Annotated in this window: 28 protein-coding genes; 14 read left to right on the top strand and 14 right to left on the bottom strand. The window is 68.1% G+C overall.

Annotated features, from left to right (window positions below; all coding sequences use genetic code 11):
- Positions 1-2 precede the first annotated feature (2 nt).
- On the top strand, positions 3-1955 hold the full coding sequence (locus ACGFI6_RS40965; protein WP_393128109.1) for a heparinase II/III family protein: 1953 nt from the start codon (positions 3-5) through the stop codon (positions 1953-1955).
- Between the two features lie 201 nt (positions 1956-2156).
- On the opposite strand, the gene ACGFI6_RS40970 is transcribed toward ACGFI6_RS40965, so the two are convergent.
- Positions 2157-2459, bottom strand: coding sequence for a hypothetical protein (locus ACGFI6_RS40970; protein WP_393128110.1), 303 nt, complete (start codon positions 2457-2459; stop codon positions 2157-2159).
- Between the two features lie 115 nt (positions 2460-2574).
- Between ACGFI6_RS40970 and trxA the strand changes: the two genes are divergently transcribed.
- The 3 genes from trxA to ACGFI6_RS40985 are packed head-to-tail and all read left to right on the top strand — an operon-like array spanning position 2575 to position 3599.
- The gene (gene trxA / locus ACGFI6_RS40975; protein WP_393128111.1) at positions 2575-2931 is read left to right on the top strand and encodes a thioredoxin; all 357 of its coding nucleotides are present in this window, start codon (positions 2575-2577) and stop codon (positions 2929-2931) included.
- Complete coding sequence (locus ACGFI6_RS40980) at positions 2932-3336, top strand: DUF302 domain-containing protein (RefSeq protein ID WP_393128112.1); 405 nt, start codon at positions 2932-2934, stop codon at positions 3334-3336.
- A complete protein-coding gene (locus ACGFI6_RS40985) occupies positions 3333-3599 on the top strand; it encodes a metal-sensitive transcriptional regulator (RefSeq protein ID WP_393128113.1) in 267 nt (88 codons plus the stop codon). Before ACGFI6_RS40980 ends, ACGFI6_RS40985 begins: the two co-directional genes overlap by 4 nt.
- A gap of 24 nt (positions 3600-3623) precedes the next feature.
- On the opposite strand, the gene ACGFI6_RS40990 is transcribed toward ACGFI6_RS40985, so the two are convergent.
- Positions 3624-3899, bottom strand: a complete 276-nt coding sequence (locus ACGFI6_RS40990; protein WP_393128114.1) for a hypothetical protein — start codon at positions 3897-3899, stop codon at positions 3624-3626.
- Between the two features lie 207 nt (positions 3900-4106).
- Here ACGFI6_RS40990 and ACGFI6_RS40995 point away from each other — a divergent pair, with 207 nt between their 5' ends.
- Positions 4107-4952 carry a hypothetical protein gene (locus ACGFI6_RS40995; RefSeq protein WP_393128115.1) on the top strand — a complete coding sequence of 282 codons (846 nt, stop codon included), beginning with the start codon at positions 4107-4109 and terminating at the stop codon, positions 4950-4952.
- Positions 4953-4981: 29 nt separating this feature from the next.
- On the opposite strand, the gene ACGFI6_RS41000 is transcribed toward ACGFI6_RS40995, so the two are convergent.
- From ACGFI6_RS41000 to ACGFI6_RS41015, 4 genes are all read right to left on the bottom strand, one after another.
- Entirely contained in the window at positions 4982-5482 is a 501-nt protein-coding gene (locus ACGFI6_RS41000) for a DUF1579 family protein (RefSeq protein ID WP_393128116.1), read from the bottom strand.
- A gap of 54 nt (positions 5483-5536) precedes the next feature.
- The gene (locus tag ACGFI6_RS41005) at positions 5537-6373 is read right to left on the bottom strand and encodes a slipin family protein (RefSeq protein ID WP_393128117.1); all 837 of its coding nucleotides are present in this window, start codon (positions 6371-6373) and stop codon (positions 5537-5539) included.
- Positions 6370-6750 carry an HPP family protein gene (locus ACGFI6_RS41010; protein ID WP_393128118.1) on the bottom strand — a complete coding sequence of 127 codons (381 nt, stop codon included), beginning with the start codon at positions 6748-6750 and terminating at the stop codon, positions 6370-6372. Before ACGFI6_RS41010 ends, ACGFI6_RS41005 begins: the two co-directional genes overlap by 4 nt.
- 118 nt (positions 6751-6868) lie before the next feature.
- Complete coding sequence (locus ACGFI6_RS41015; protein ID WP_393128119.1) at positions 6869-7111, bottom strand: hypothetical protein; 243 nt, start codon at positions 7109-7111, stop codon at positions 6869-6871.
- Positions 7112-7390: 279 nt separating this feature from the next.
- On the opposite strand from ACGFI6_RS41015, the gene ACGFI6_RS41020 reads away from it, so the two are divergent.
- From ACGFI6_RS41020 to ACGFI6_RS41030, 3 genes are all read left to right on the top strand, one after another.
- Positions 7391-8458 (top strand): DUF3048 domain-containing protein, encoded by a 1068-nt coding sequence (locus ACGFI6_RS41020; RefSeq protein ID WP_393128120.1) that lies wholly within the window; start codon positions 7391-7393, stop codon positions 8456-8458.
- Between the two features lie 175 nt (positions 8459-8633).
- The gene (locus ACGFI6_RS41025) at positions 8634-8858 is read left to right on the top strand and encodes a hypothetical protein (RefSeq protein ID WP_393128121.1); all 225 of its coding nucleotides are present in this window, start codon (positions 8634-8636) and stop codon (positions 8856-8858) included.
- A 55-nt stretch (positions 8859-8913) separates the two neighbouring features.
- Positions 8914-9675, top strand: coding sequence for an esterase/lipase family protein (locus ACGFI6_RS41030; protein ID WP_393128122.1), 762 nt, complete (start codon positions 8914-8916; stop codon positions 9673-9675).
- On the opposite strand, the gene ACGFI6_RS41035 is transcribed toward ACGFI6_RS41030, so the two are convergent.
- Genes ACGFI6_RS41035 through ACGFI6_RS41055 form a run of 5 tightly spaced genes read right to left on the bottom strand, consistent with a single transcriptional unit; the run spans position 9656 to position 14882 of the window.
- Positions 9656-11089 carry a wax ester/triacylglycerol synthase family O-acyltransferase gene (locus ACGFI6_RS41035; protein ID WP_393128146.1) on the bottom strand — a complete coding sequence of 478 codons (1434 nt, stop codon included), beginning with the start codon at positions 11087-11089 and terminating at the stop codon, positions 9656-9658. The two genes, ACGFI6_RS41030 and ACGFI6_RS41035, sit on opposite strands and share 20 nt — an antisense overlap.
- 2 nt (positions 11090-11091) lie before the next feature.
- Positions 11092-11961 carry a 2-oxo acid dehydrogenase subunit E2 gene (locus tag ACGFI6_RS41040; RefSeq protein WP_393128123.1) on the bottom strand — a complete coding sequence of 290 codons (870 nt, stop codon included), beginning with the start codon at positions 11959-11961 and terminating at the stop codon, positions 11092-11094.
- Complete coding sequence (locus ACGFI6_RS41045; RefSeq protein WP_393128124.1) at positions 11936-13894, bottom strand: neutral/alkaline non-lysosomal ceramidase N-terminal domain-containing protein; 1959 nt, start codon at positions 13892-13894, stop codon at positions 11936-11938. The genes ACGFI6_RS41040 and ACGFI6_RS41045 overlap by 26 nt, the downstream gene beginning before the upstream one ends.
- A gap of 5 nt (positions 13895-13899) precedes the next feature.
- Positions 13900-14556 (bottom strand): HAD-IC family P-type ATPase, encoded by a 657-nt coding sequence (locus tag ACGFI6_RS41050; protein ID WP_393128125.1) that lies wholly within the window; start codon positions 14554-14556, stop codon positions 13900-13902.
- A complete protein-coding gene (locus ACGFI6_RS41055) occupies positions 14553-14882 on the bottom strand; it encodes a hypothetical protein (RefSeq protein ID WP_393128126.1) in 330 nt (109 codons plus the stop codon). The genes ACGFI6_RS41050 and ACGFI6_RS41055 overlap by 4 nt, the downstream gene beginning before the upstream one ends.
- Positions 14883-15007: 125 nt before the next feature.
- Between ACGFI6_RS41055 and ACGFI6_RS41060 the strand changes: the two genes are divergently transcribed.
- The 5 genes from ACGFI6_RS41060 (at position 15008) to ACGFI6_RS41080 (ending at position 18087) form a co-directional block, all read left to right on the top strand.
- On the top strand, positions 15008-15433 hold the full coding sequence (locus tag ACGFI6_RS41060; protein WP_393128127.1) for an Hsp20/alpha crystallin family protein: 426 nt from the start codon (positions 15008-15010) through the stop codon (positions 15431-15433).
- 198 nt (positions 15434-15631) lie between these two features.
- Entirely contained in the window at positions 15632-16480 is an 849-nt protein-coding gene (locus ACGFI6_RS41065) for an FAD-dependent oxidoreductase (RefSeq protein WP_393128128.1), read from the top strand.
- Positions 16477-16770, top strand: a complete 294-nt coding sequence (locus ACGFI6_RS41070) for a TusE/DsrC/DsvC family sulfur relay protein (protein ID WP_393128129.1) — start codon at positions 16477-16479, stop codon at positions 16768-16770. The genes ACGFI6_RS41065 and ACGFI6_RS41070 overlap by 4 nt, the downstream gene beginning before the upstream one ends.
- Complete coding sequence (locus ACGFI6_RS41075; protein ID WP_393128130.1) at positions 16733-17293, top strand: DsrE/DsrF/DrsH-like family protein; 561 nt, start codon at positions 16733-16735, stop codon at positions 17291-17293. Before ACGFI6_RS41070 ends, ACGFI6_RS41075 begins: the two co-directional genes overlap by 38 nt.
- A 68-nt stretch (positions 17294-17361) precedes the next feature.
- The gene (locus ACGFI6_RS41080; protein ID WP_393128131.1) at positions 17362-18087 is read left to right on the top strand and encodes a VIT family protein; all 726 of its coding nucleotides are present in this window, start codon (positions 17362-17364) and stop codon (positions 18085-18087) included.
- On the opposite strand, the gene ACGFI6_RS41085 is transcribed toward ACGFI6_RS41080, so the two are convergent.
- The 3 genes from ACGFI6_RS41085 to ACGFI6_RS41095 all read right to left on the bottom strand — a co-directional run bounded on the left by ACGFI6_RS41085 (position 18044) and on the right by ACGFI6_RS41095 (position 20120).
- The gene (locus ACGFI6_RS41085; protein ID WP_393128132.1) at positions 18044-18607 is read right to left on the bottom strand and encodes a hypothetical protein; all 564 of its coding nucleotides are present in this window, start codon (positions 18605-18607) and stop codon (positions 18044-18046) included. The genes ACGFI6_RS41080 and ACGFI6_RS41085 overlap by 44 nt on opposite strands.
- Positions 18604-19377 carry a 2-oxo acid dehydrogenase subunit E2 gene (locus ACGFI6_RS41090; protein WP_393128133.1) on the bottom strand — a complete coding sequence of 258 codons (774 nt, stop codon included), beginning with the start codon at positions 19375-19377 and terminating at the stop codon, positions 18604-18606. Before ACGFI6_RS41090 ends, ACGFI6_RS41085 begins: the two co-directional genes overlap by 4 nt.
- A 119-nt stretch (positions 19378-19496) precedes the next feature.
- Positions 19497-20120 (bottom strand): polyphosphate kinase 2, encoded by a 624-nt coding sequence (locus ACGFI6_RS41095; protein WP_393128134.1) that lies wholly within the window; start codon positions 20118-20120, stop codon positions 19497-19499.
- Positions 20121-20252: 132 nt separating this feature from the next.
- Here ACGFI6_RS41095 and ACGFI6_RS41100 point away from each other — a divergent pair, with 132 nt between their 5' ends.
- Positions 20253-21773: an aldehyde dehydrogenase family protein gene (locus tag ACGFI6_RS41100; RefSeq protein ID WP_393128135.1), complete on the top strand. Its 1521-nt coding sequence runs from the start codon at positions 20253-20255 to the stop codon at positions 21771-21773.
- Position 21774 lies beyond the last annotated feature (1 nt).

The following is a 21774-nucleotide window of genomic DNA, read 5'->3' on the forward strand; positions in this document are numbered from 1 at the left end:
CGATGAGATCGAGACGAACGAGTTGGCTGATCATGGCGATCGGCGTCGTGGTGATGGCCTCGGCGACGGCGGCCGGTGCGCCGGCGGTGCCGTCGGCGGCACCGGGAATCACGATCGTGGCGGCGCCGGAGGAGCCGGCGCAGGCCCAGTTCGTGGCCGGTGCCAGTAACGTCGTACCGGCAACTGCGGCACCGGCGACGGATATTGGTACGGCGCCCGTGCGCAGCCTGGTCGCGCCGTTCTACGCGTGTCCGGGGTTCAGCGGTCTTGATGCGCAGAACCCATTGGCGAACCTGTACGCCGACAAGTTCACCTGGGCGCCGTACGCGCCGTACAAGGTGGGGAACGGTGGCGGCAACATCAACTGGTCGCTGAACCCGTACAAGAACGCGAGCTGGTACATGTGGTTTCACTCGCTGCGCTGGCTGGGACAGGGAATCGTTGCCGCTAGCAAGGGTGATCTGACCGCCATGACAAGGGTGAACACGATCGCGTACGACTGGTACCGCGACAACCCGTACTCGTGGAAGGCGAACGTCGGCGCGTGGGAGTCGACCATGCACCGCACGAACGTGCTGGTCTGCCTCCGGCAGGCGATCCTGTCCGGACTGCAGGTCACCACGCTGCCGACGCGATACGCCTGGCTCGACTCGGCGCTGCTGAGCCACGCGCGGTTTTTGACGAACTACTGGAGCGGCGCCTGGAACCACGGCACCGACGAGAGCATCGCCCTGTTCGGCGTCGGCGTGACCCTGAGCCGCAGCGACTACAAGAACCTGGCAGTGCAACGCCTCGCGGCAGGCATCACCACGGCGATCGACGCGCAAGGGTCGACCAACGAACAATCCACGGGGTACGCCTCCTTCAACTACGCGCTCTGGGGCCGGGCGATGGCCGTGCTGCAGAACGGTGGGGTTGATCCAGGTACGACGATCGCGACCCGGCGCGCATTGCTCGCGAAGTGGTTGGCGCTGGCAACGAACTCGCTCGGCAAGCTGCCGCAGATCGGCGACACCGAACTGCAGGCGACGTACCCGTACGCAGGGACGCCGATGGAGTACGCCGGGTCGCTGGGCAAGTCGGGCACCGTTCCGCCGTGGCGGGTCGGTGTGTACTCGAACGGGTACGTGTTCGGCCGGACCGGCTGGGGCACCGATCCAGCCAGAGGGTTCACCGGCGAGTCGGCGTACAGCATCCGGTTCGGACCGGCCCGCGCGTACCACGGGCACAGCGACCACACGAGCATCACGTACACGGCTCGCGGCCGCGACATCATCATCAACGGCGGGTACGCCGCTTACAACGCAGGGGTGTACCGCACCTGGACCGTGAGCCCGAGCGCGCACAGTGTGCTGACGACGCCGATGTCGACAGACGTGAACCCGGTGACGAAACTCAACGCGTACACGGTGAAGACGACCTCGGAGTCGTACCAGTTCACTGATGCTCCGGGTGCGGGGATCAGCCGGGTGCGCAGGGTGCTGGTACTGAAGGACCCGGACCTGATTGTCACCTGGGACAGTGCGTCCGCGAAGACCGCGCAGGCGTTCCAGACCTTGTGGCACCTCCCGGCCGATCAGCGGGCGACGGTGTACTCACGAACGACGGCGGTGGCGATGGCGCCCGGAGACACGACCCGGACGGTGATCTTCCAGGTGCCGTTCAAGCAGGCGTTGCCGGCGGGTGCGATCCTGGTGAAGCAGGGGCAGACCAGCCCGATCCAGGGCTGGACCTACCCGAGCAGCTACGTGCGCAAGTCTGCGCCGACGATCATGATGGCCCGCTCCGGCAAGTCGGCGTCGATCCTGTCCTTCGTCGTCCCGGTGCGCGCGTCCGGCTCTGTCACCTACACCACCCGCTGGTCAGGCACCACGTTCCTCGTGGGCCTGAACGTCGGGGGCGCGGCAGCGACGATCGGTATCACGGGCGGCGGCTCGCTGTACCGGGCCGGTTAGGAGACACAGTACTGGTCGGCTTCGCCGCGGCCACGGCGAGGCCGACCGGCTGAAGACTTTCCTCAGGTCCGCAGGATTGCGAGGTGCTTGCCGATCACTCCTTCGACGCCGAGGCCTCGACGAGATCGGCGCCGAGGTCCAGAGCAGCCCGCGGTGTGCCAGGATCGTTGCCCGCACGATGCGCCACAACCAGCGGCCGAATCATGCCGGTTCCACTGCGGGGTGTCGTTCGGTGAACCAGCCGCGCCAGCGCAGCAACAGCGCACTGCCACCGATCAGGATGGCGGGAATCCAGTACAGCAAGGCGGTGAGTGCGACCGCGCCGAGCGCCTCGCGCCACGAGATCCCGAGCGCGGCCAGCCCCGCGACCAAAGCACCGTCCCGCGGGCTCGCGCCCTGAACGCCGGGGAGCACGCCGGCCGTGCTCGCCGAGTTCGAACAGCTGGAGCCCGAACTGTCCGCCGAGCCGTCGACCGGCGAGTTGCGCCTCGCGTATCGCGGCATCGTGTCCGGCCTCTCGGGCTCCTTGGAATACCCCCGGGGTATGTAATGTTGAACCAGAAAACACCCCGGGGGGTATCGCGAACGGCGCGGGCGTCCCGGTTCGGGAGGAGAGCACATGAGCACCATCGAGCTGACGGCCGCAGACTTCGAGCAGACGATCACCGGGAACGACATCGTCCTGGTCGACTTCTGGGCGGCGTGGTGCGGGCCGTGTCGGATGTTCGCACCAATCTTCGCGGCGGCCGTGGACCAGCACACCGACATCGTCTTCGCCAAGGTCGACACCGAGGCGGAGCAGGCACTGGCCGCGGCGGCCGGGATCACGTCGATTCCGACGCTGATGGCCTTCAAGGAAGGGTCGCTGGTCTTCTCGCAGCCCGGCGCACTTCCGGCGCAGGCGCTGGAGCAGGTCATCACCGCCGTACGCGAACTGGACGTGGACAGGGCGCGCACCGTGGCCCGGGGCGCGTAAATGCCGGGCTACACGCTGACGACGGAGGTCGGCAGGCCGTACGGCGAGACCGTCGAAGCGGTCCGTGCCGCGCTGGCCGGTCAGGGGTTCGGCGTTCTGACCGAGATCGACTTGAAGACGGTGCTGGCGGCCAAGCTCGGTGTCGACGTACCCGCGCAGGTCATCCTGGGCGCGTGCCGGCCGCCGCTGGCCTACCGCGCGCTACAGGCGGATCCGTCGATCGCCGCAATGCTGCCGTGCAACGTGGTCGTTCGGGAGACCGGTACGGCGAGTTGCGTGGTCGAAGCGTTCGACCCCGACATGATGGCGGAGCTGAACAACGCGCCCGAGCTGCGGAGCGTCGCGCAGGAGGCCAAGCAGCGGCTCACCGCTGCGCTTGCCGCAGTCAGCGAGGAGACGAGATGACGACGCTCGAGCCGAGCGAGCTGGGTCCGGTCGTCAACCGGATCAAGAGGGCGCAGGGCCAGTTGGCCGGCGTGCTGCGGATGCTCGAGGAGGGGCGGGACTGCGAGGACGTCGTGACGCAGTTGGCCGCGGTGTCGCGCGCGCTGGATCGGGCCGGCTTCGCCGTTGTCGCGACCGGGCTGCGTCAATGCATCGTGAACGGTGACGGGCCGGACAGCGTCGACACCAAGAAGATGGAGAAGCTGTTTCTCTCGCTGGCGTGACGGGGACCTGCTGTCCGAGCTTGATCAGTGCTCGGTCAGGAGGGCACCGACGACGTCCTCGGCTGCCTCGAGCTCGCGTCCGAAGGCGATGACCTCGTCCTCGTCCACCGGTGCCAGCAGCCACAGGCCCGGCCACTGACCGGCGTCCGTCTCGACCGCCTCGGGTACTGGGTTCGCCTGGGCACGGTGCCGGCCGAAGCGGCGGCGCGGGGCCGGGCGGGGCTGCGCTTCTTCTGATCCTGCCCAGGGCCAGAAGAAGCGCGCGGCGCCGAACATGTACGGATCCATCGACCAGCTCATGTCCACAGCCTCGGCTGCCGCAGCATCCCGACTGCAGGGCCATCGGTCCCGGACGAACCGGCCGAAAGCCCCCCGGCACCGGCTCGACGCCCGCTCCCGACACCAGGGACCTTCGGCTGGGACATGGGGGCTAACACCCCTGGGCGCACGCCTGCGGCCGGGCTTCCCTGAGGGTACGACTCAGAAGGCTACTCAGGGGGAGATCGCATGTTCGAGACTGCCTCATCCGGTGGCAACGGCGGCCGGAACAAGAAACTCTGGACCATCGTCCTCGCGGCGGTCGTCGCCGTCGCACTGGCCGCCGGCGCCACCACCGTCCTGGTGATCCGCGCGAACCGGGACAAGGGACAGGCAAGTCCGGGTGCGGGACCGTCCGCCTCCGCAACGGCACCAGCGAACACCCCGACGACGGCACCGGGTCGCAGCGCTGCCGCAGCGCTCGCGCCGTTCTTCACCCGGGCCGACGCTCTCGATCGGCAGCTGAAGGCGGCGGCTGCCGCGATCAATGCCGCCGGACCGCCCTGGACCGCAGCCGACCCAGCAGTCGAGCGCAAGGTGCGAGCAGCCGATCTGCAGCCGGTCGCGGCACCGATTCCGGCAGGCATGAAGCACGACCTGCAGCAGTCGGTCGTCCTGGTACTCAGCGACCTGGCATCGCGGCGCGCCGCACTCACGTCGTTCCAGAACATGCCGCCGGGAACGCCGCACAGCGGTACGGCGAACCTTCTCAGCGAACTCCGCCGCGGTCACGTGGCCGCGGCGCGCTTCGACCGCGACCTCGCGGCAGCGCGGTCGATGGCGTCGGTGTCGTCCCCGATCGCCGTCGTACCGCGAGACTCGCGGCTGGTCGCGGAGGTGCTGCTGCTGGTCCGGTACGTCGAGACCGCCAATGCCGGCTGCGACTCGCGCGGCGGCGCGGTGATCACGCACCTGCCCGCGATCACGTGGGGCGCCGTACCGGACTCTCCGGAAGCCGACGGCACGGCCGGCGGCATCGCCTTCGACGCCGCCTTCGAACGCAACGCCTGGACCATCGACCTGCACGCCTGCTAGGCGCGGCCGGCAACCGGCACGACAGTCTGTCAGCGGATCGTCGTGCAGTCGTAGCGTTCGACCAGCTGGAACGCGCCGCCGTCCACCGAGATCTCGTTGCGCCACGTCATCGTGTTGTCGTCGACGATGTGCCAGAAGAGCTGGAGACGGACCGGCGGGTTCCCGATGCTGCGGAACGTGAGGAGCCTGCCGTCGATGCTTCCGGCGAGCAGCTCGAGGTGGCCGTAGTTGTCCGCGGCGGAGGCGCGGTACTCGCCGGCTTGCGGATCCCAGCCGGCGACCCAGTGCAGCTCCCAGTGCTGGACGAACGTTTCGTCGGCGAGGTACTGGTCCTGCTGGTAGTCGCCGACAATCCACAGGCCGTTCTGGATGGTGTGGTGACGCCCTTCACCGATCGCCGTCATCTCCGGGCTACCTGGTCCCATGCCGCCGGCCCGGACGGTGCCGGTCCAGCGAACGTCACGATGGAAGCGTGCGAGGCGCCGCATCTCCTCACCGGCTCGAATCGGCTGCGGACTCGTGATGGTCATCGCCTACTCCCAAGGTCGATCGCAAGAGACGGTCCGGTTCCACCGCACCGTTGGTCAGGCTGCCGGGTGTGTTGTCGGTCGGGGGGTGGGAGTGCCGTTGGCGGATTGTGGGCCCGGGAGCTGGGCGGCGGCTGCTGTGGTTTCGCGGTGCAGGAAGCTGCCGAGTTCGCCGATCGTGCTCATCAGCGGGGCGGGGAACACGACGGTCGAGTTCTTGTCGACGCCGATCTCGACGAGGCTCTGGAGGTTCCGCAGCTGCAGCGCCAGTGGGTGCGCCATCATCGTGTCGGACGCCTCGCCCAGCGACGCGGCGGCGAGCGCTTCGCCTTCGGCGGCGATGATCTTGGCGCGCTTCTCCCGCTCGGCTTCGGCCTGCCGTGCCATTGCCCGCTTCATGGTGTCGGGCAGCTGGATGTCCTTGAGTTGCACCAGCGTCACCAGCACGCCCCACTCGGTGGTGGTCCGGTCGAGGATCTCGCGGAGGTTGGCGTTGATCTCCTCGGTCTCGGCGAGAGTCTCGTCCAGCGTGTGCCGGCCGACGACACCGCGGAGCGTGGTCTGCGCGATCTGATCGATGGCGGCCGCGACGTTCTCGATCGCGAGCACCGACTTCGCAGCGTCGACGACCTTGTAGTACGCGACCGCGGAGATGTCGACGCTGACGTTGTCCTTGGTGATGATGCCCTGCGACTGGATCGGCCGGGTCACCACCCGCAGCGATACCTTCCGCAGTACGTCGACGAACGGGATGATCAGCCGCAGTCCAGGCTCGCGGACGGCCTTCAGGCGGCCCAGCCGGAACAGGACGCCCTTCTCGTACTGCGTCACGATGCGGATGCAGGAGAGGAGCAGGAGCAGCAGTACGGCGACGATGACGCCTGCGATGGTCATGGGTGTTCCTTCGGACGTGCCGTGCCGGCGGATGCGTCGGCGAGACGGCGGTGGTGCGAATCGGAGGCGGGGTCGTCCCGGAGCGCCGCGACGAGGCAGTCGAGGGTGACCGTTCCGACGACCCGTCGCTCGTCGACGACCGGCAGGATCGTGGTCCTGGTCGAACGCATCATTTCGGCGACCGTGGCGACGTCGTCGTCCGGCCGGACGGCGGTGACATCAAGAGAGATCGTGCCGACCGGGGCGCCGCGCTCGTCGACGACAGGCGCGGATCCGGCCTGCTCGTCGAGCAGAAGCCGCACGATCTCGCCGATCGTGTCGTGTTCGGTCGCTGTCACAGCCGGTGTCGTCATCACATCGCGGACTCGCACGGTCATCACCTGTCCCTTTGCGGAGGTTCTAAGGCCAGCGTTCGTCGCGCCGGCGCGGGACGTCAGAGCCGTCCGGCCCCTTCGCCGAGCGGAAGGCGGCCCGGACGGGGCGAGGCCCAGCCCGTCAGTTGGCAGGACTTTGGTCCTTGGCCGCTGTACGTCGGCGCGCGGAGCTGGTCCCGATCAGTAGGCGACGCCGGGCGGTGACGGCGGGGGAGCGGCTCGGATACGGACCGGTGGCGTACCTGTTGAACGGCTCGGGGGAGTCGCACCGGCGCGTGTGCCAGGCGCCGTTCTGGTAGTAGGTCTCCACGTCCGCGTGGAGGTCGATGCCGTCGTCAGGTCCGGCGGTGTCTCGCGTTGTCATTGGGGGCCGCCCTTCGCGCTGGCGTACTGGCGCACTGCCCCAGACCTCGCCAGGGGAATCGACAGGGTCTCGGCACGACTGTGCCGTGCCGCGCGCTCCGAGCCGTGGGCCGAAAGTCCCGAGTTGACCAGGACTCCGGTCCCGAACGCACCGCCGGGCGGTGGGACGGAAGACCGCCCTTGGACCCTTTTTGAGTTCGCGTCGCTCTGTGACCGTCGTAGGTACTCGCTCGAGCAGATGGTGTTGTACGGCTAGGGATCGCACCGTTGGAGGTGGCAGATGATGCGTTGGCTGTCGAGTCGGCGGGGGCGGCCGGTGGCAGTGGCGGCAGTGGTTGTCGTCGCGTTGGTGGGTGGCCTCGTCGGATTCTTGAGGTCACGGAGCGGTGGGGTCGAGGGTACGCCGTCGGTGACGCCGGCGCCGATCGCCGGCGGTCCGGTCAGCATGGTCGGTCGGGCGCCGCTCACAGGTGTTCCCACGAAGGATCCGTTGCGACGGCCGGCGATCACCGTCAAGATCTCGAACACGCCGGACGCGCATCCGCAGCGTGGTCTCGGCGACGCGGACATCGTGTTCGTCGAGCCGATCACCGGTGGTACGACGCGGCTCGCGGCGATCTTCCACTCCAAGCTGCCCGCGCAGGTCGGCCCCGTGCGTTCGCTGCGCCCGATGGACGCTGCGCTCGTTGGTCCGACCAAGGGCATCATCGCCAATACGATGGCGGAACGCTGGGTCCTCGACTACATCGACCGGGTCTCAGGCCTGGACAACCTCGGAACGCTGCGCGTGCCCGCAGGCACCTATCGTCTGGACGACACCCGACGAGCCCCGAATCATGTGTTCGCGCGCCCCGGCAAGCTGCTGAGTTTGAGCAACCGTACGGCGCCACCGTCGCCGTACTTCAGCTACGCGCCAGGCATGCCACAGTCGACCGCACAACTCAGCGGGTCCCCGGCGTCGTCGGTGACGATCGGGTACGGCGGTACGTCGACCGCGACCTGGACGTACAACCAGGCGTCCCATCGCTGGATGCGAGCGGAGAAGTGGTCACCGCACCTGATCGAGAACGACGGGCAGGTGGCGGCCGACAACGTCGTCGTACTGACTGCGCAGCGTGACACCAGCTTCCCGAAGGCGAAGCCCAGCATGACGATCCTGGACGTCTTCAACGCCTCCGGGCCGCTGAAGCTGCTGACCGGCGGCAAGGTGGTCTCCGGGAAGTGGAGCAAGGGCGGCGTGACCGAGCCGTTCAGGTTCACCACGACTGACGGCAAGCCGCTCCTGCTCACACCGGGGACGACCTGGATCGATTGTGCTCTGACCACGATGCCTGTCCAGGTGAGGTGACGTCCCGGCGCCGGGACGTCGTAACGCCGCGGGTTCTGCCGCGATCACCTTGGTTCTGGGGCTGACCGTCCAACTCGGCCTGAGTGTGCTCTGGCTGACTTTGCTCGTGGCCGCCGGCTCACCGCCGGCTGTGCACTGGTATCGACGGACGCTGCATCTCGGTACGACGGTTCGCATGGACGCACCGCAACGCAGTACCGCGGACCTGTGCCGGCAATGGCGTGACAGCTACGAAGCGTTGCGGCAGGCGCAGACCGATCGTCAGCGGCTCCGCATCGTCATGGAACGTCAGCACTGCCTGGACGAACTCGGCCGCCGCGATCCGGAAGGCCTCGACGCCTGGTTGTCCTCGGCCGCCAGCGCAGCGGGCGATCCCGCCCACTTCCTCAAGAGCCAATGATGGTACGGCCGGGCCGGCCGCCTGGATCTACACTGCGAGAAGGAGTGTGAGATCCATGGCCGTCGACCGGAGTTGGGAACCGTTCACTCCGGCGGCGGGCGCGCGCCGCCGGGAGATGCTCGGGTGGCTCGGCTATGTCCAGGCGGTGGGACCGCGGGTTCCGGCCGTCGAGACCCGGAGTACCGGCCCGATTCCGGTTCTGACAGTCCCGGGTTTTCTCACCGGCGACTGGTCGATGATCCCGCTGGCGCGCCACCTGCGCCGCGCCGGCCATGCGACGTTCACCAGCGGTCTGATGCTGAACTCGGGCTGCACGGAGATGCTCGTCGAGCTGCTCGAACGGCGCCTCGAACAGGTCGTCGCCGAGGCAGGCCGGCCGATCGTGCTCATCGGTCAGAGCCGTGGTGGCACCCTGTGCCGGATGCTGGCGGTACGGCGCCCCGAGCTGCTCGCCGGCGTGATCACGCTGGCCTCGCCGCTGCTGCACCAGCTCGCGACGACCCGGGCGCTGATCAACCAGGTCACGCTGATGGCCAGGCTCAACTTCGTCGGATGGCCGTGGTTGCTGACAACGGATTGCCTGATCGGTGCCTGCGCGGAACGGACCAGCGCGCTGCTCGAGTCTCCGTGGCCGGAGGGTCTGCCGTTCGTTTCGATGTACTCGCGGATGGACGGAGTCGTGGACTGGCACGCGTGCCTGGACCCGGCCGCGGAACACGTCGAGGTCGGCGCGACGCACAACGGGATGGGCACGGATCGGCACGTCCAACGTCTGCTCGTTGCCAGGCTCCAGGCGCTCAGTGCGCAGCAAACCTGAGCAGCAGCGTGAGCTCGTCGCCCATCCAGTCGGCGATCCGCTGGACGTCGGGAACCTGGTCGCGGTCGGCGACGACACCGATCGCCAGTTGTCCGTCGTAGCTGAGCACCGTGATGTTCAGCCCGAGGCCGTCGGTGATACCTGCCAGCGGCACCATGGACTCGATCTTCGCGCCGGCCAGGTACCGCGGCTCATGAGACCCCCGGAGGTTCGAGATGTTCACGTTCATCGCCGGTGACAGTGGCGCCCATGCGTTCAGCCGGGTGAGCAGTTGCACGGTCCGTACGGTGAACGCGGGCGGCACTATCCGGATCGTGCCGGTCAGCGCGTCGGGCGCCGTACTGCGGAGATCGTGCAGGGCCGTCAGCATTGCCCGGTGCGCGACACCGAGCCGCGCGGCCGGGGCGTCGACATCGGTCGGAAGCCCTACCACGACGGCGCTCAGCTGATTGCCCGGCTCGTCCGCGCCGCAGTCCCGCAGCGCGACCGGCACGACCGCGGTGAGCGGCTGCTCGGGAAGCTCGGCATGCTCGAGCAGCCAGCGGCGCAGCGCCCCGGCCGAGATGGCCATCACGACATCGTTGACGCTGACCGCGAAGTGGTTCTTCACCTGCTTCACGTCGGCGAGGGACACGCTCGCGGTACCGATCCGGCGATGCCGGGAGATCTGCCGGTTGAACGACGTCCGCGGCGCCCGCGGGACCCGGCGGTGCCGGCGCACGCGCCGTGCCAGCGCGGTGGTGGCACCGATCAGCCGTGCACCGGGCAAGGTGCCGAAGATCGGCAGTTCGTCGGCGCCGGACAACGCCGCGGGCAGCCCGGCGACCGCACGGAGCGGTTGCCGCGCGGCCCCGGCGAGTCCGCGCAGCAGCATCGTTGCCGTGCCCGGTGGCGCGCTTCCCGGTGCGGGTGGCAGGACGGTGCCGCGGCGCGGATGAGCGCTCGCGTCGGTCAGCGCCGCGACGATCCCGAGTCCGGTCCGGCCGTCGGCGATGGCGTGGTGGACCTTGGTCAGTACGGCGGCCCGGCCACCGGACAGGCCCTGGATCAGGTACATCTCCCAGAGCGGCCGGGTGCGGTCCAGCGGACGCGAGAAGATCCGCGCGACCTGCTCGCGAAGCTGCCGGTCGTCACCCGGCGCGGGCAGCGCTACCTCGCGGACGTGATACTCCAGGTCCGCGACGGCCTCGATCCAGTACGGCCGGTCCAGTCCGAACGGTACGTCGGCCAGCCGCTGCCGGAAGGCCGGCACCAACGGGAGGCGTTCCGCCAGCAGGCCACGCAGCTGGCGAAGCGTGAGCCGGCCGCCGGGCAGCGTGGCCGGATCGACGGTCAGCAGAATGGCCGTGTGTGTGCGTACCCGTTCGTTCTCGGCGGCGAGGTACATCGCGCCGAGGTCGTCGACCTGCTGCATGGTCACGGCTGCTCCCGAACCCGTCCGGGTACGGCGTCCTCGGGCAGTCCGAGGTGGTGGATCGGATCCTCCAGGCGACGGCGCAGCAGTTCGGCGGAGCGGCCTGCGTACAGACCGTCCTCGATGCGCTCGTCGAACGTCCAGCGCAAGGGGAGGATCTGCCGGATCCGGATCTCGCCGTCGTGCACCACCGGCGTCGGACGCACTCTGCCGACCACCAGGAACAGTGGGCAGTTGCCGTGTTCGTAGAGATGATGGAAGGCGGCGTCGGTCCTCAGACTGCCGAGGTTCGACACCACGGCCGACGAGAACATCGGATCCGGGCGGCTCAATGCGGGCGGCAGCAGACCGCGCGCGTCGAGCCAGTGGAACGCCGAGACAGCGGCGTCGAGGAGGGGTATCGGCAGTTTGAGGAAGAGCTTGACCTCGGCGTCGGAGGCGGCGCTACCTGTACGAGCCTCGTGGATCGCGGTGTCGAGATCATGGATCACGGCCGTGAGGCTCTCCTGCGGCTCGAAACGCCGCTTGATCATCTGCAACGGCGCGTTGTCGTCGGACTCCTTCATCGCACCGAAGGACAGATAGACGCCGTCGCGCTGGTACAGCCGGCGGTGGGCGACGAACCGGTTCATCCGTGGCCGCGCGTGCAACATCCCCGCGACCTCGTGCAGTACGAGCACGAAGAGGCTGAGCCGCGGTCCGCCGGCGGCGTTCCAGCGCGCGACCCAGTCCTGCGCCGCGGTGATGTCGACGAGTTGCTCGAAGTACACCGTGGATTCGTTGCGGTGCCGCATGATGAACGGCATGATCGCCCGCTCGTCGGGAACATCCGTGACGAGCCGGCCGTCACGGCGTCGCGTTCTGGTTCGCATGAGGCCCTCCCTCTGTCTCGACGGTGAACGTTCGCGACGTTCCGGAGTAGGGCCGAAGGACCTGCGCGCGGGCCTTTCCGTGACAACGGATCCGGTACTCACCAGTCGCGTCGCGAGGCACCGTCCAGGTGATGACGGCTATCTGCCCGGAACGTGTCCGCCGCCACCGGAAGGTGGTCGACCAGTCGCCGTCGTCGGCCACGGTCTGCCAGCCGTCGGGGATCCGGCGCTCGACCTCGAGGTAACTGCCATTGCGGCGCAGGTCGTTGTTCGGGTACGCCGCGGCGAAGATCGCGGTGGCGGTGTCGCCCGGCCGGTACCGGGACCGTGGTTCGACCAGTACGTCGCCGAAGTCGCGTCCTGGCGGCGGCTCGTCGCGGGGGATCCGCGGCCGGGCGGGCCGGACGCGTCCGGTGAGATCCGGCTCGGGGACGCCGGAAGGTACCGGCTTTCCTTCCCTCATGGCGGCAGCGAGTTCGCTCGCGACTTGTTGAAGTGCCGGTAACGTCCAGCGGCCGAAGAGGGTGCTGCCGCCCTCGTATTGCTGCGTTTCGTACTCCTCGGGCGTCGTGACGTAGTGCAGATAACCGTTGCTGTAGCCAACGACCAGAACGTCGGTCAGGTCCGCGCCGACGATTGCGGCGACCGTACGACGCAACCGGAGGCCCGCGACGATCGTCACTTCGGCCGGTACGCCGAGCAGGTACAAGTGCCCGATCCGCAACAGCTGCACGGGCCCACGACGCGCGACGTAGTGACCGCGCAAGCCACCCACGACGAGTGCCTTGGGCGCCTGGACGTCGCGCAGCGCGGGCAGTCGGCTGTAGATCGCCGTCGAAATCGTGTCCCAGAAGGGATTGCGGCCCTCGTGAAACCCGCGGAACGCCGGACCGTCCTCCTCGCTACCGGCCAGAGCAGACGCGCCACCGACCGGCGAACCGGTGCGATGAGTGCGACCGTCGCCGGTGAACTCGGGCCGGACGAGGACGTCGCTGAGGTCCACGTGGGTGGTACGGTGATCGACGCCGTCCGCCAGCACAACGCCCGGCGCGTTCATCAGCCGGGCGGCGGCTTCGTACTGGCGGAGGCCGATCATCCGGGTGTTCTCGACCTCGTCGTCGGTCGGCCCGTGTCCGGGGCGCAGATCGAGGTTCGGGGTGAGGTCACCGGCGTTGGTCTGTGCGAAGGCTGCCACGAAGTCGGCCGGCCGCCGGTCGCGGTAGTCGACGCCATCGATCAGACGTTCCCAGTGATAGGCGGCGTACCCCTTGTTGTCGCCGCTGATCAGCGTGTTCGTGTTGGTCATGCTGGTGTTGTGCACGCCGAACCAGTTGATCGCGCCGACCGGCACACCGTCGCGCTCGATCCGTAGCAGAGTGGTTTGCGGGTCGACGGCGTCCGGGAACCAGGCCCGGTCCGCGGCCGGATTGTTGTCAAAGGCAACCTGTGAGCGGTTTGCGGCAGCGTCTTGCAGCTCGCCGTGCGCCAGCGTGAGAACCGCCGGCGCGAGATCGTCGTGCGCCCGGACGACGGCTTCGGTCATCCCGTCGACGATTGCGGCGAACGTCCGCGGCCGGAAGCCGCCGGTGTTCGAGTGATACAGCCGGTGGTGCGAGTAGCCGCCCGGTCCGCAGTGCGTGTGCGTCGCGGTGATCAGCGTGTTCTCCTCGGTGTACAACCCGCCGTACGTCCGTCGCAACCTGCCGAGTAGGGCGCGGCAGACGCTGTCGAACACCATCGGCAGCTCGTTGACGACGAGCAGTACGCGGCGGTCGCCGGCAGCGATCACGAACGCCCGTGATCGCAGCCTCAGGTGGATGCCGTCGCTACGCTGCCTCGACTTCCCGTAGCCCAGCAGACCGGTGTCGGCCGGCTCGCCGGTGATGTCCGCGATCCCTCTGCCACACAAGAATCCGGTGCCGATCGCCGCCATCGTGTTCAGGCCTGGTTCGCGGTCAGGGCCCTCAGGCTCTGCCAGAGGACCTGTTCGCGGTCGGACAGCAACGAGGCGATCTTGCCGAGCGCACTGTCGACGCCAGTGCGTGTGACCAGGCCGGTGCCGCGACCGCGGGTGATGACGGTTCCGGCGTACAACTCGTCGGTCGACGCCTTTTCGACAGGTACGGATTCGCCGGTGAGCGCAGACTCGTCCACCTGGAGCCGTACAGCCTCGAACACCTTCACGTCGGCCGGTACGACGTCGCCGGTCTGCAGGAGCGCCACGTCGTCCGGGACGACCTCGGCCGGGGGTACGACGGTTGTCTGCTCACCTCGTCGTACTGTCGCGTCCGGCGCCGCCAACCGGTTCAGCGCGGTCAATGCGTGCTCGGCACGGATCTCCTGCACGACGCCGACGGTTGTGTTCAGCACGACGACAACCAGGATGACCGTGAGGTCGGTGAGGTCCCGCAGGCTCGCGGTGAGTACGGCGGCCGCGATCAGCAGCAGGATCATCGGGTCGCGCAGCTGAACCAGCACCCGCCGCCAGGCCGCTGGCGGCCGCGGCGCCAGAATCGTGTTCGGGCCATGCTCGAGCTGCGCGAGCGCAGCCTGCCCCGTGGAGAGTCCTCGCGCTGTCGTCTGCTGAACGATCATGGGCGGGGGCCGTCTCGCTCGAGCAGGTCAAGAGCAAAGACGAGCAACAGGCTGCATATGAACCCGGCAAGCAGGAGTTCCGCCGCGGCAGTCTCGGCGAGGGCGACACTCAGGACGTACAGCACCAGGGCGAGCACCGCTGAACCACCCTCGGCTCGTCCGAGTCGTACCGGGCGCCAGACGAACCAGCCGTTCCCGGGCCCGGAGGATCGATGCACCTCCTGGGGTGCAGCGCTACCCAGTGGCGACTTGGACATGACGACTCCCTTCGACAGGCTTCCGGGGCGGCAGCCGCTCAGGACGACGCCGTACTCACGTTCGAGCATCGACGGCAGATAAGAGGGTGGACAGGGCCGAAGGTCCGGGCAGAGCAGTGCGTTGGCCCCTCCTGCGCGGACCGGACACGAGGTCTGGTGGAGGTACAAGGGAGACGCGACAGGAAGGAGAAGCGATGGTGACCACGCTGCAGCACCGGGACAGCCGGCGGCAGTTCGCGGACTTGTTCGACTGGGCCGAGGGCCTGCCGAGCCTGTTCACCGTGCCGGCCGCGATGCGCGGCGTCCGGATCGAGGAGTTCGCCGATGCGGACAAGTACGTCGTACGGGCGGAGCTGCCGGGTCTGGATCCGGAGAAGGATGTCAAGGTCGAGGTCGCGAACGGGATGCTGACCATCTCCGCGACCCGTCAGCAGGAGGAGCACGACGGTGCCCGCTCGGAGTTCCACTACGGCACGCTCACCCGCCGGGTGCTGCTGCCGGACGGAGCCGACGAGCAGGCCGTCGTCGCGAAGTACGCGGCCGGGATCCTCGAGGTGACCGTGCCGATCTCGGCGAAGGCTGTCGAGACGCGCACGATCCCGATCGAGCACACCGACTGACACCACCCCGGCCCGGCCGGTTTCCTCCGGCCGGGCCACGTCCTGGAAGGACACGAGGATGAAGCGGTTGGTGATCCTCGGTGGCGGCACGGCCGGCACCATGGTGGCCAACAAACTGCGGCGTCGTTACCACGGGGACGAGTCCGCGGCCGGACCAGACCCCAGGGATGCTGGGGTCCGAGTGGCATCGCAGCATTCATGACTTCTACACGTACGACGGTGCGTTCGCGCTCCGCGATGCGCTGCAGAGTTTCACGGGCGGGCGTCTTGCACGTCGTCGACCAGCCGATCAAGTGCCCGGTGGCGCCGCTGGAGTTCACGTTCCTGGCGGAGGCGTTCTTCCGGCACCGTGAGATGCGGGACCAGGTCGAGCTCGTGTACGTGACGCCGCTGGACGGTGCGTTCACCAAGCCGATCGCGTCGCGGTACCTGGGCCGGCTGCTCGACGAGCGGAAGATCAAGGTCGAAACGGACTTCCTGGTCGAGCGTGTGGACGCCGAGCGCAAGACGCTGGTCAGCTACGACGAGCGCGAGGTCGGCTACGACCTGCTGGTCACAGTGCCGCTGAACATGGGCGCCGACTTCGTCGCGGAGTCCGGTCTTGGCGATGAGCTGAACTACGTTCCGGTCGACAAGCACACGCTGCAGTCGACGAAGTACCCGGACATCTTCGCCATTGGCGACGCCAACGATCTGCCGACGTCGAAGGCCGGTTCGGTGGCGCACTTCGCCAGCGAGGTCTTCGTCGAGAACTTTCTGCAGTACGTCGGCGGTACGGCGATGACGCACCGTTTCGACGGCCACGCGAACTGCTTCGTCGAGACCGGTGACGGCAAGGCGCTGCTGATCGACTTCAACTACGACACCGAACCGCTGCCGGGACGCTTCCCGCTGGCCGGACTCGGTCCGCTGTCCCTGCTCCGGCCGACGAAGGCGAATCACCGGGGCAAGGTCGCGTTCCGCTGGATCTACTGGCACCTGCTGCTGCCGGGCCGCTGGCTTCCGCTGCCCAGCCGGATGTCGATGAAAGGAAAGGTACAACCATGACGACCGTTCATGTGGACGGCGAAGGTTTCATGACCGAGTACGACGAATGGACCGACGAACTCGCGGTGGAACTTGCGGCCCGGATCGGGATCGAGCTCACCGACGAGCACTGGAAGGTGATCCGCTTCCTGCGCGCCGACTTCCCGGCGCACGGCGAGACCGCCACGCTGCGGCGTGTGTCGACGCTGGCCGGGATCCCGGTCAAGCAGTTGTTCGTCCTGTTCCCCGGCAAGCCGGCCAAGAAGATGGCGTATGTCGCCGGCCTGCCGAAACCCCGCGGTTGCGTGTGAGAGAGGCACCGACACGACCACCACGACGCCACTGACCATCCCCGACTTCGGCGACGAGGCAACGCAAGGCCGCAAGCTGGCCATCATCTGCTCCAAGGGCAATCTGGACATGGCCTACCCGGGCCTGATCCTGGCCAACGCCGCGTTGGGCGAAGGCGTGGAAACGCATCTGTTCTTCACGTTCTGGGGTTTCGACATGATCACCAAGTCGCGGATGCACGACCTGAAGTTCACCATGCTCGGCAACACCGCTACGCACCTGCCGCAAGGGCTCGGCGGGCTGCCCGGCATGACCGCGATGGCCACCCATCAGATGAAGAAGCAGATCGAGGAAATCGGCGTCCCCGACGTACCGGACTTCCTCGAACAGATCGTCGCCTCCGGCGGCCACCTGTGGGCCTGCCGGATGTCCGCCGACATGATGCACCTCGACGAGTCCGACCTCTACGAAGAAGTCGAAGCCATCATCAGCGCCGCCGACTTCATCGAGAAGACCGAAGGCGCCCAGCTCCTCTTCATCTGATTCCCGGCGTCGGGAGTACCCTCACAGGAGACGCCGTACGTCGCAAGCGGGTCCGGAGGTGGATCAACATGTCTGGCTTCGATGGTGTGTCCGCGCACAGCGATGAGCCACATCGTGCGGGACTCGCCGGACGCCTGAACTGGCTTCGCGCCGGAGTTCTGGGCGCCAACGACGGCATCGTGTCGACAGCAGGGCTCGTTGTGGGCGTGGCCGGAGCGACCACGTCGGCGACGGCGATCCTGACAGCGGGCGTCGCAGGTCTGACTGCCGGTGCCGTGTCGATGGCGCTGGGCGAGTACGTCTCGGTGAGCAGCCAGCGGGACACAGAACGATCCCTGCTGGCGAAGGAGCGGGCCGAGCTGGCCACCTCGCCAGAGGAGGAGCTCGCCGAGCTGACCGCGATCTATCTGGCCAGGGGCCTGCGCCCCGAGACCGCGAAGCTGGTGGCGGCTGAGCTGACCGAGCAGGACGCGTTGAGCGCTCACGCCGAGGCCGAGCTCGGCATACGCCCCGACGAGTTGACGAACCCGTGGCACGCGGCCGGCGCCTCCGCCCTCGCGTTCACGGTGGGCGCATTACTGCCGCTGATCGCGATCTTGCTCCCAGGGCCCGGGATCCGTGTACCGGTGACCTTCGCCGTCGTCCTGCTCGCTCTCGCCGGAACCGGAGCCTTGAGCGCACGCCTGGGCGAGGCCCGCCGAGCGCCGGCCGTCGCCAGGCTCGTGGTGGGCGGCGCCCTGGCGATGACGATCACCTTCGGACTCGGCCAACTGGTGGGCTCATCCGCCCTCTGAGACAGCGGGGTGGAGCCAGGCGTGGCGAGCTGCGGGTACGGCGATGGTGAGGGCGGGGAGGCATCAGAGCCAGAAGCCCCAGCCGAAGAGCATGAGGGTGTGGCTGAGGGCATCTGTGTGGCCGGTGTCGCAGGATGTGTTCGGCGGGATGTCCGGTGATGTGGATGACTTCGGCGTCGTGGCCGCCGCGGGCGCCCACGGCTTCGCGGAGTTCGTCCTCGGTGATCCGGTGCAGCTCGGTCCCGGTGGGCTGTGCGGCGACGACGCGTACGGCAAGGTCGTGGCGGCGGGCGTTCGCGGCCAGGTCGAGGCCGGTGGAGCCGACCAGGGCGCCGATCATCACACCGAGACCGCGGCTGCCGATCACCACGACGGCCGCTCTGGCGGACGCCTTCACGAGGGCCGCGGACGTCGAACCGCTCTCGATCCGGGTGTCGATGTGCATCCCGGGCTCGAGCCCGCGTGCGTGGGCGACCGCCTTGTAGATGACGTCGCCGACCACCACGGGCTTGTGCTTCATACCGGCTCCTTCGCGGTCAGATGGATGCCGTCGCCGGCCACCAGCAACGAGCGCAGCCGGCTGACGAACCGAGCGGCGGGTGCGCCGTCGACGATGTCGTGGTCGAGGCTGAGAGTCAGTTGGAGGAAGTCGCGTTCGACGAGTACGCCTTGGAAGAAGATCGGGCGGCGGGCGATGCCGCCGACGACGACGCTCAGGGTGTGGAGCTGGAAGCCGATGCCCCAGCCGGCTCCGGCGCCGAACATGCCGACCGCGGTCACGCCGACGGTTCCTGCCAGCGCCTGCTGGCGGCGGGGCAGCCGGTGCAGGGCGCCGAGGAGCGCGACACGGACGAAGCCGGGCAGCAGCAGGTAGGCGTGTGCCCATGGTTGTTTGCGGACCGATGGGCTGAGGTGTGGGTCGGTTTTCACCGAATGGATCTCGTCGTGCAGGTCCCGGACGGTACGGCGGCCAGCGTCACGCAGTACGTGGGTAAACGCGAACGGTTTCCCGTCCACGTCGACCTCGATGGGCAGCCCGATGTCGACCTGGTCGAAGATGACTTCGCGGCCGCGGAGGTCGCGGTAGGCCTGGACGTCGGGGTCTGCGGCGACGGCGCTGGCGATGCAGTGGATCACGAACGCGGTGAAGAGGCGCTCGTTGCCGTCGCGGCGCAGTTGCGCGCGCGCCGAGGTCACGTCGACCTCGAACAGCCCGTGGATGGCGTGTCTGCGACGCGCCGCCCGACCGGTGTCGATCACCAACTGCCGGACCCATGGCACCGATCTCACTTGTGCACCCACGACCCACCTCCCGAACCGATCTCATCCGAGCATCGGCGAGCGGGCCGCCGTCCGCACCGGCCGATCGGTCCATGGCGCCCGGGTCCTTCGACCCGCAGAGCGCCGAGTCAGTCGCGGAGTTGTGCGGCGCGGTCGGGGATCTGGGTGTACATCTCGCGGGGTGGGCGTTCGTAGCCCTTGGAGGGTGGTAGGTCGAGCGGCAGGCGCTGGACCTCGTGGTAGGGGATGGTGGACAGCAGGTGGGCGATCATGTTGATGCGGGCGGAGCGTTTGTCCTCGCTCTCCACGACGTACCAGGGCGCCTCGGGGATGTCGGTGTGCACGAACATCTCGTCCTTGGCGCGGGAGTAGTCCTCCCAGCGGGTGATCGACTCCAGGTCCATCGGGGACAGCTTCCAGCGGCGCATCGGGTCCTCGAGGCGGCTGCGGAAGCGTCTCTCCTGCTCGCCGTCGCTGACCGAGAACCAGTACTTGCGCAGCAGCACACCGTCCTCGACCAGCAAGTACCACTGCGAACGCTCCCGCTCGGTCGGCGCGGGCAGCGCTGCGATCCGGGCGACGCGGGGATTCAGGTACTCCGTGACGCGCTTGATCGTGCTGCCCTTGCCGGCCGCGTCCCGGCCCTCGAACACCACGACGACGCGCGCCTTCTCGACCCGCACCCATTCCTGCAGGTTCACCAGCTCGGCCTGCAGCCGCAGCAGTTCGCTCTCGTAGACCTTCTTCTTCATCTCACAACGATGCCGCAGCTGTCGCCCACATCACAGCAGTCACACACCGGATGGGTCTTTCGGCCCTACGACGGGACACCGTACCGCAGTTCGCTCGAAGAGCATGACTCGTCGAGTCGAAGGAGAAGGATCATGCAGTACGTCGCACCCGGGAAGCCCGGGAGTCCGGTCGAGGTCAAGCCGCGGTACGAGAACTTCATCGGCGGCCGGTGGGTGGAGCCTGTGAAGGGTGAGCATCGTGTGGACCTGAGCCCGGCCACGGCCGAGCCGATCACCGAGGTCGCACACTCGACGCCGGGGGATGTCGAGCTGGCGCTGGATGCCGCGCACGCCGCCAAGGACGCCTGGGGTGAGGAGTCCGCGGCCGAGCGCGCCGAGGTCCTGAACGCGGTCGCCGACGCGGTCGAGGCGAACAAGGAGATGCTGGCGGTCGCGGAGAGCTGGGAGAACGGCAAGCCGGTACGGGAGACGCTGAACGCGGACATCCCGTTGGTCGTCGACCACTTCCGGTACTTCGCCGGCGCGGTGCGGGCCGAGGAGGGCCGGACCACGGAGATCGACAAGGACCTGGTCGCGTACCACTTCCGTGAGCCGCTGGGCGTCGTCGGCCAGATCATCCCGTTCAACTTCCCGCTGCTGATGGCGGCGTGGAAGCTCGCCCCGGCGTGGGCCGCGGGCAACTGCTCGGTGATGAAGCCGGCGTCGCCGACACCGTGGTCGATCCTGAAGCTGGCCGAGGTGATCGGTGACATCGTGCCGCCCGGTGTGCTGAACATCGTCACTGGCCCGGGCGCGGAGATCGGCAAGGCCCTGGCCACCAGTCCGCGGATCGCGAAGATCGGCTTCACCGGCGAGACCGTCACCGGCCGGCTGATCATGCAGTACGCCGCGCAGAACCTGATCCCGTCGACCGTCGAGCTCGGCGGCAAGAGCCCGAACATCTTCTTCGGCGATGTGATGATGCACGACGACAAGTTCCTCGACAAGGCGGTCGAGGGTCTTGTGCTGTACGCGTTCAACAAGGGCGAGGTCTGCACCTGCCCGTCGCGGGCACTGATCCAGGAGGACATCTACGACGAGTTCATGAGCCGTTGCCTGGACCGGATCGCCGCGATCAAGCAGGGCAACCCGCTCGACACCGAGACCCAGCTGGGCGCGCAAGTGTCCCAGGGCCAGCTCGACAAGATCACGTCGTACGTCGAGATCGGCCGCAACGAAGGCGCCGAGGTCCTGATCGGTGGCCAGCGCGCCAAGATCGACGGCGACTTCGCGGAGGGCTACTACTTCGAGCCGACGGTACTGCGCGGGCACAACAAGATGCGGGTCTTCCAGGAGGAGATCTTCGGACCGGTGCTCGCCGTCACCACCTTCAAGGACGAGGCCGAGGCGCTCGCGATCGCCAACGACACGCTCTACGGCCTGGGTGCCGGTGTGTGGACGCGCGACGGCAGCCGTGCGTACCGGATGGGCCGGGGCATCAAGGCCGGCCGCGTGTGGACCAACTGCTACCACCAGTACCCGGCAGGCGCCGCGTTCGGCGGTTACAAGATCTCCGGCATCGGTCGCGAGAACCACCGGATGATGCTCGACCACTACAGCCAGACCAAGAACCTGCTCGTCAGCTACAGCGACGAGCCGCTCGGTCTGTTCTGAG

The organism is Kribbella sp. NPDC048928, from assembly GCF_043197975.1.
Classification (GTDB): domain Bacteria; phylum Actinomycetota; class Actinomycetes; order Propionibacteriales; family Kribbellaceae; genus Kribbella.

Bases quoted from the DNA above. Each gene is read 5' to 3' on its own strand.
- ACGFI6_RS40965 (WP_393128109.1), top strand. From the start codon at position 3: ATGAGATCGAGACGAACGAGTTGGCTGATCATGGCGATCGGCGTCGTG.
- ACGFI6_RS40970 (WP_393128110.1), bottom strand. From the start codon at position 2,459: ATGCCGCGATACGCGAGGCGCAACTCGCCGGTCGACGGCTCGGCGGAC.
- trxA (WP_393128111.1), top strand. From the start codon at position 2,575: ATGAGCACCATCGAGCTGACGGCCGCAGACTTCGAGCAGACGATCACC.
- ACGFI6_RS40980 (WP_393128112.1), top strand. From the start codon at position 2,932: ATGCCGGGCTACACGCTGACGACGGAGGTCGGCAGGCCGTACGGCGAG.
- ACGFI6_RS40985 (WP_393128113.1), top strand. From the start codon at position 3,333: ATGACGACGCTCGAGCCGAGCGAGCTGGGTCCGGTCGTCAACCGGATC.
- ACGFI6_RS40990 (WP_393128114.1), bottom strand. From the start codon at position 3,899: ATGAGCTGGTCGATGGATCCGTACATGTTCGGCGCCGCGCGCTTCTTC.
- ACGFI6_RS40995 (WP_393128115.1), top strand. From the start codon at position 4,107: ATGTTCGAGACTGCCTCATCCGGTGGCAACGGCGGCCGGAACAAGAAA.
- ACGFI6_RS41000 (WP_393128116.1), bottom strand. From the start codon at position 5,482: ATGACCATCACGAGTCCGCAGCCGATTCGAGCCGGTGAGGAGATGCGG.
- ACGFI6_RS41005 (WP_393128117.1), bottom strand. From the start codon at position 6,373: ATGACCATCGCAGGCGTCATCGTCGCCGTACTGCTGCTCCTGCTCCTC.
- ACGFI6_RS41010 (WP_393128118.1), bottom strand. From the start codon at position 6,750: ATGACCGTGCGAGTCCGCGATGTGATGACGACACCGGCTGTGACAGCG.
- ACGFI6_RS41015 (WP_393128119.1), bottom strand. From the start codon at position 7,111: ATGACAACGCGAGACACCGCCGGACCTGACGACGGCATCGACCTCCAC.
- ACGFI6_RS41020 (WP_393128120.1), top strand. From the start codon at position 7,391: ATGATGCGTTGGCTGTCGAGTCGGCGGGGGCGGCCGGTGGCAGTGGCG.
- ACGFI6_RS41025 (WP_393128121.1), top strand. From the start codon at position 8,634: ATGGACGCACCGCAACGCAGTACCGCGGACCTGTGCCGGCAATGGCGT.
- ACGFI6_RS41030 (WP_393128122.1), top strand. From the start codon at position 8,914: ATGGCCGTCGACCGGAGTTGGGAACCGTTCACTCCGGCGGCGGGCGCG.
- ACGFI6_RS41035 (WP_393128146.1), bottom strand. From the start codon at position 11,089: ATGCAGCAGGTCGACGACCTCGGCGCGATGTACCTCGCCGCCGAGAAC.
- ACGFI6_RS41040 (WP_393128123.1), bottom strand. From the start codon at position 11,961: ATGCGAACCAGAACGCGACGCCGTGACGGCCGGCTCGTCACGGATGTT.
- ACGFI6_RS41045 (WP_393128124.1), bottom strand. From the start codon at position 13,894: ATGGCGGCGATCGGCACCGGATTCTTGTGTGGCAGAGGGATCGCGGAC.
- ACGFI6_RS41050 (WP_393128125.1), bottom strand. From the start codon at position 14,556: ATGATCGTTCAGCAGACGACAGCGCGAGGACTCTCCACGGGGCAGGCT.
- ACGFI6_RS41055 (WP_393128126.1), bottom strand. From the start codon at position 14,882: ATGCTCGAACGTGAGTACGGCGTCGTCCTGAGCGGCTGCCGCCCCGGA.
- ACGFI6_RS41060 (WP_393128127.1), top strand. From the start codon at position 15,008: ATGGTGACCACGCTGCAGCACCGGGACAGCCGGCGGCAGTTCGCGGAC.
- ACGFI6_RS41065 (WP_393128128.1), top strand. From the start codon at position 15,632: ATGACTTCTACACGTACGACGGTGCGTTCGCGCTCCGCGATGCGCTGC.
- ACGFI6_RS41070 (WP_393128129.1), top strand. From the start codon at position 16,477: ATGACGACCGTTCATGTGGACGGCGAAGGTTTCATGACCGAGTACGAC.
- ACGFI6_RS41075 (WP_393128130.1), top strand. From the start codon at position 16,733: ATGTCGCCGGCCTGCCGAAACCCCGCGGTTGCGTGTGAGAGAGGCACC.
- ACGFI6_RS41080 (WP_393128131.1), top strand. From the start codon at position 17,362: ATGTCTGGCTTCGATGGTGTGTCCGCGCACAGCGATGAGCCACATCGT.
- ACGFI6_RS41085 (WP_393128132.1), bottom strand. From the start codon at position 18,607: ATGAAGCACAAGCCCGTGGTGGTCGGCGACGTCATCTACAAGGCGGTC.
- ACGFI6_RS41095 (WP_393128134.1), bottom strand. From the start codon at position 20,120: ATGAAGAAGAAGGTCTACGAGAGCGAACTGCTGCGGCTGCAGGCCGAG.
- ACGFI6_RS41100 (WP_393128135.1), top strand. From the start codon at position 20,253: ATGCAGTACGTCGCACCCGGGAAGCCCGGGAGTCCGGTCGAGGTCAAG.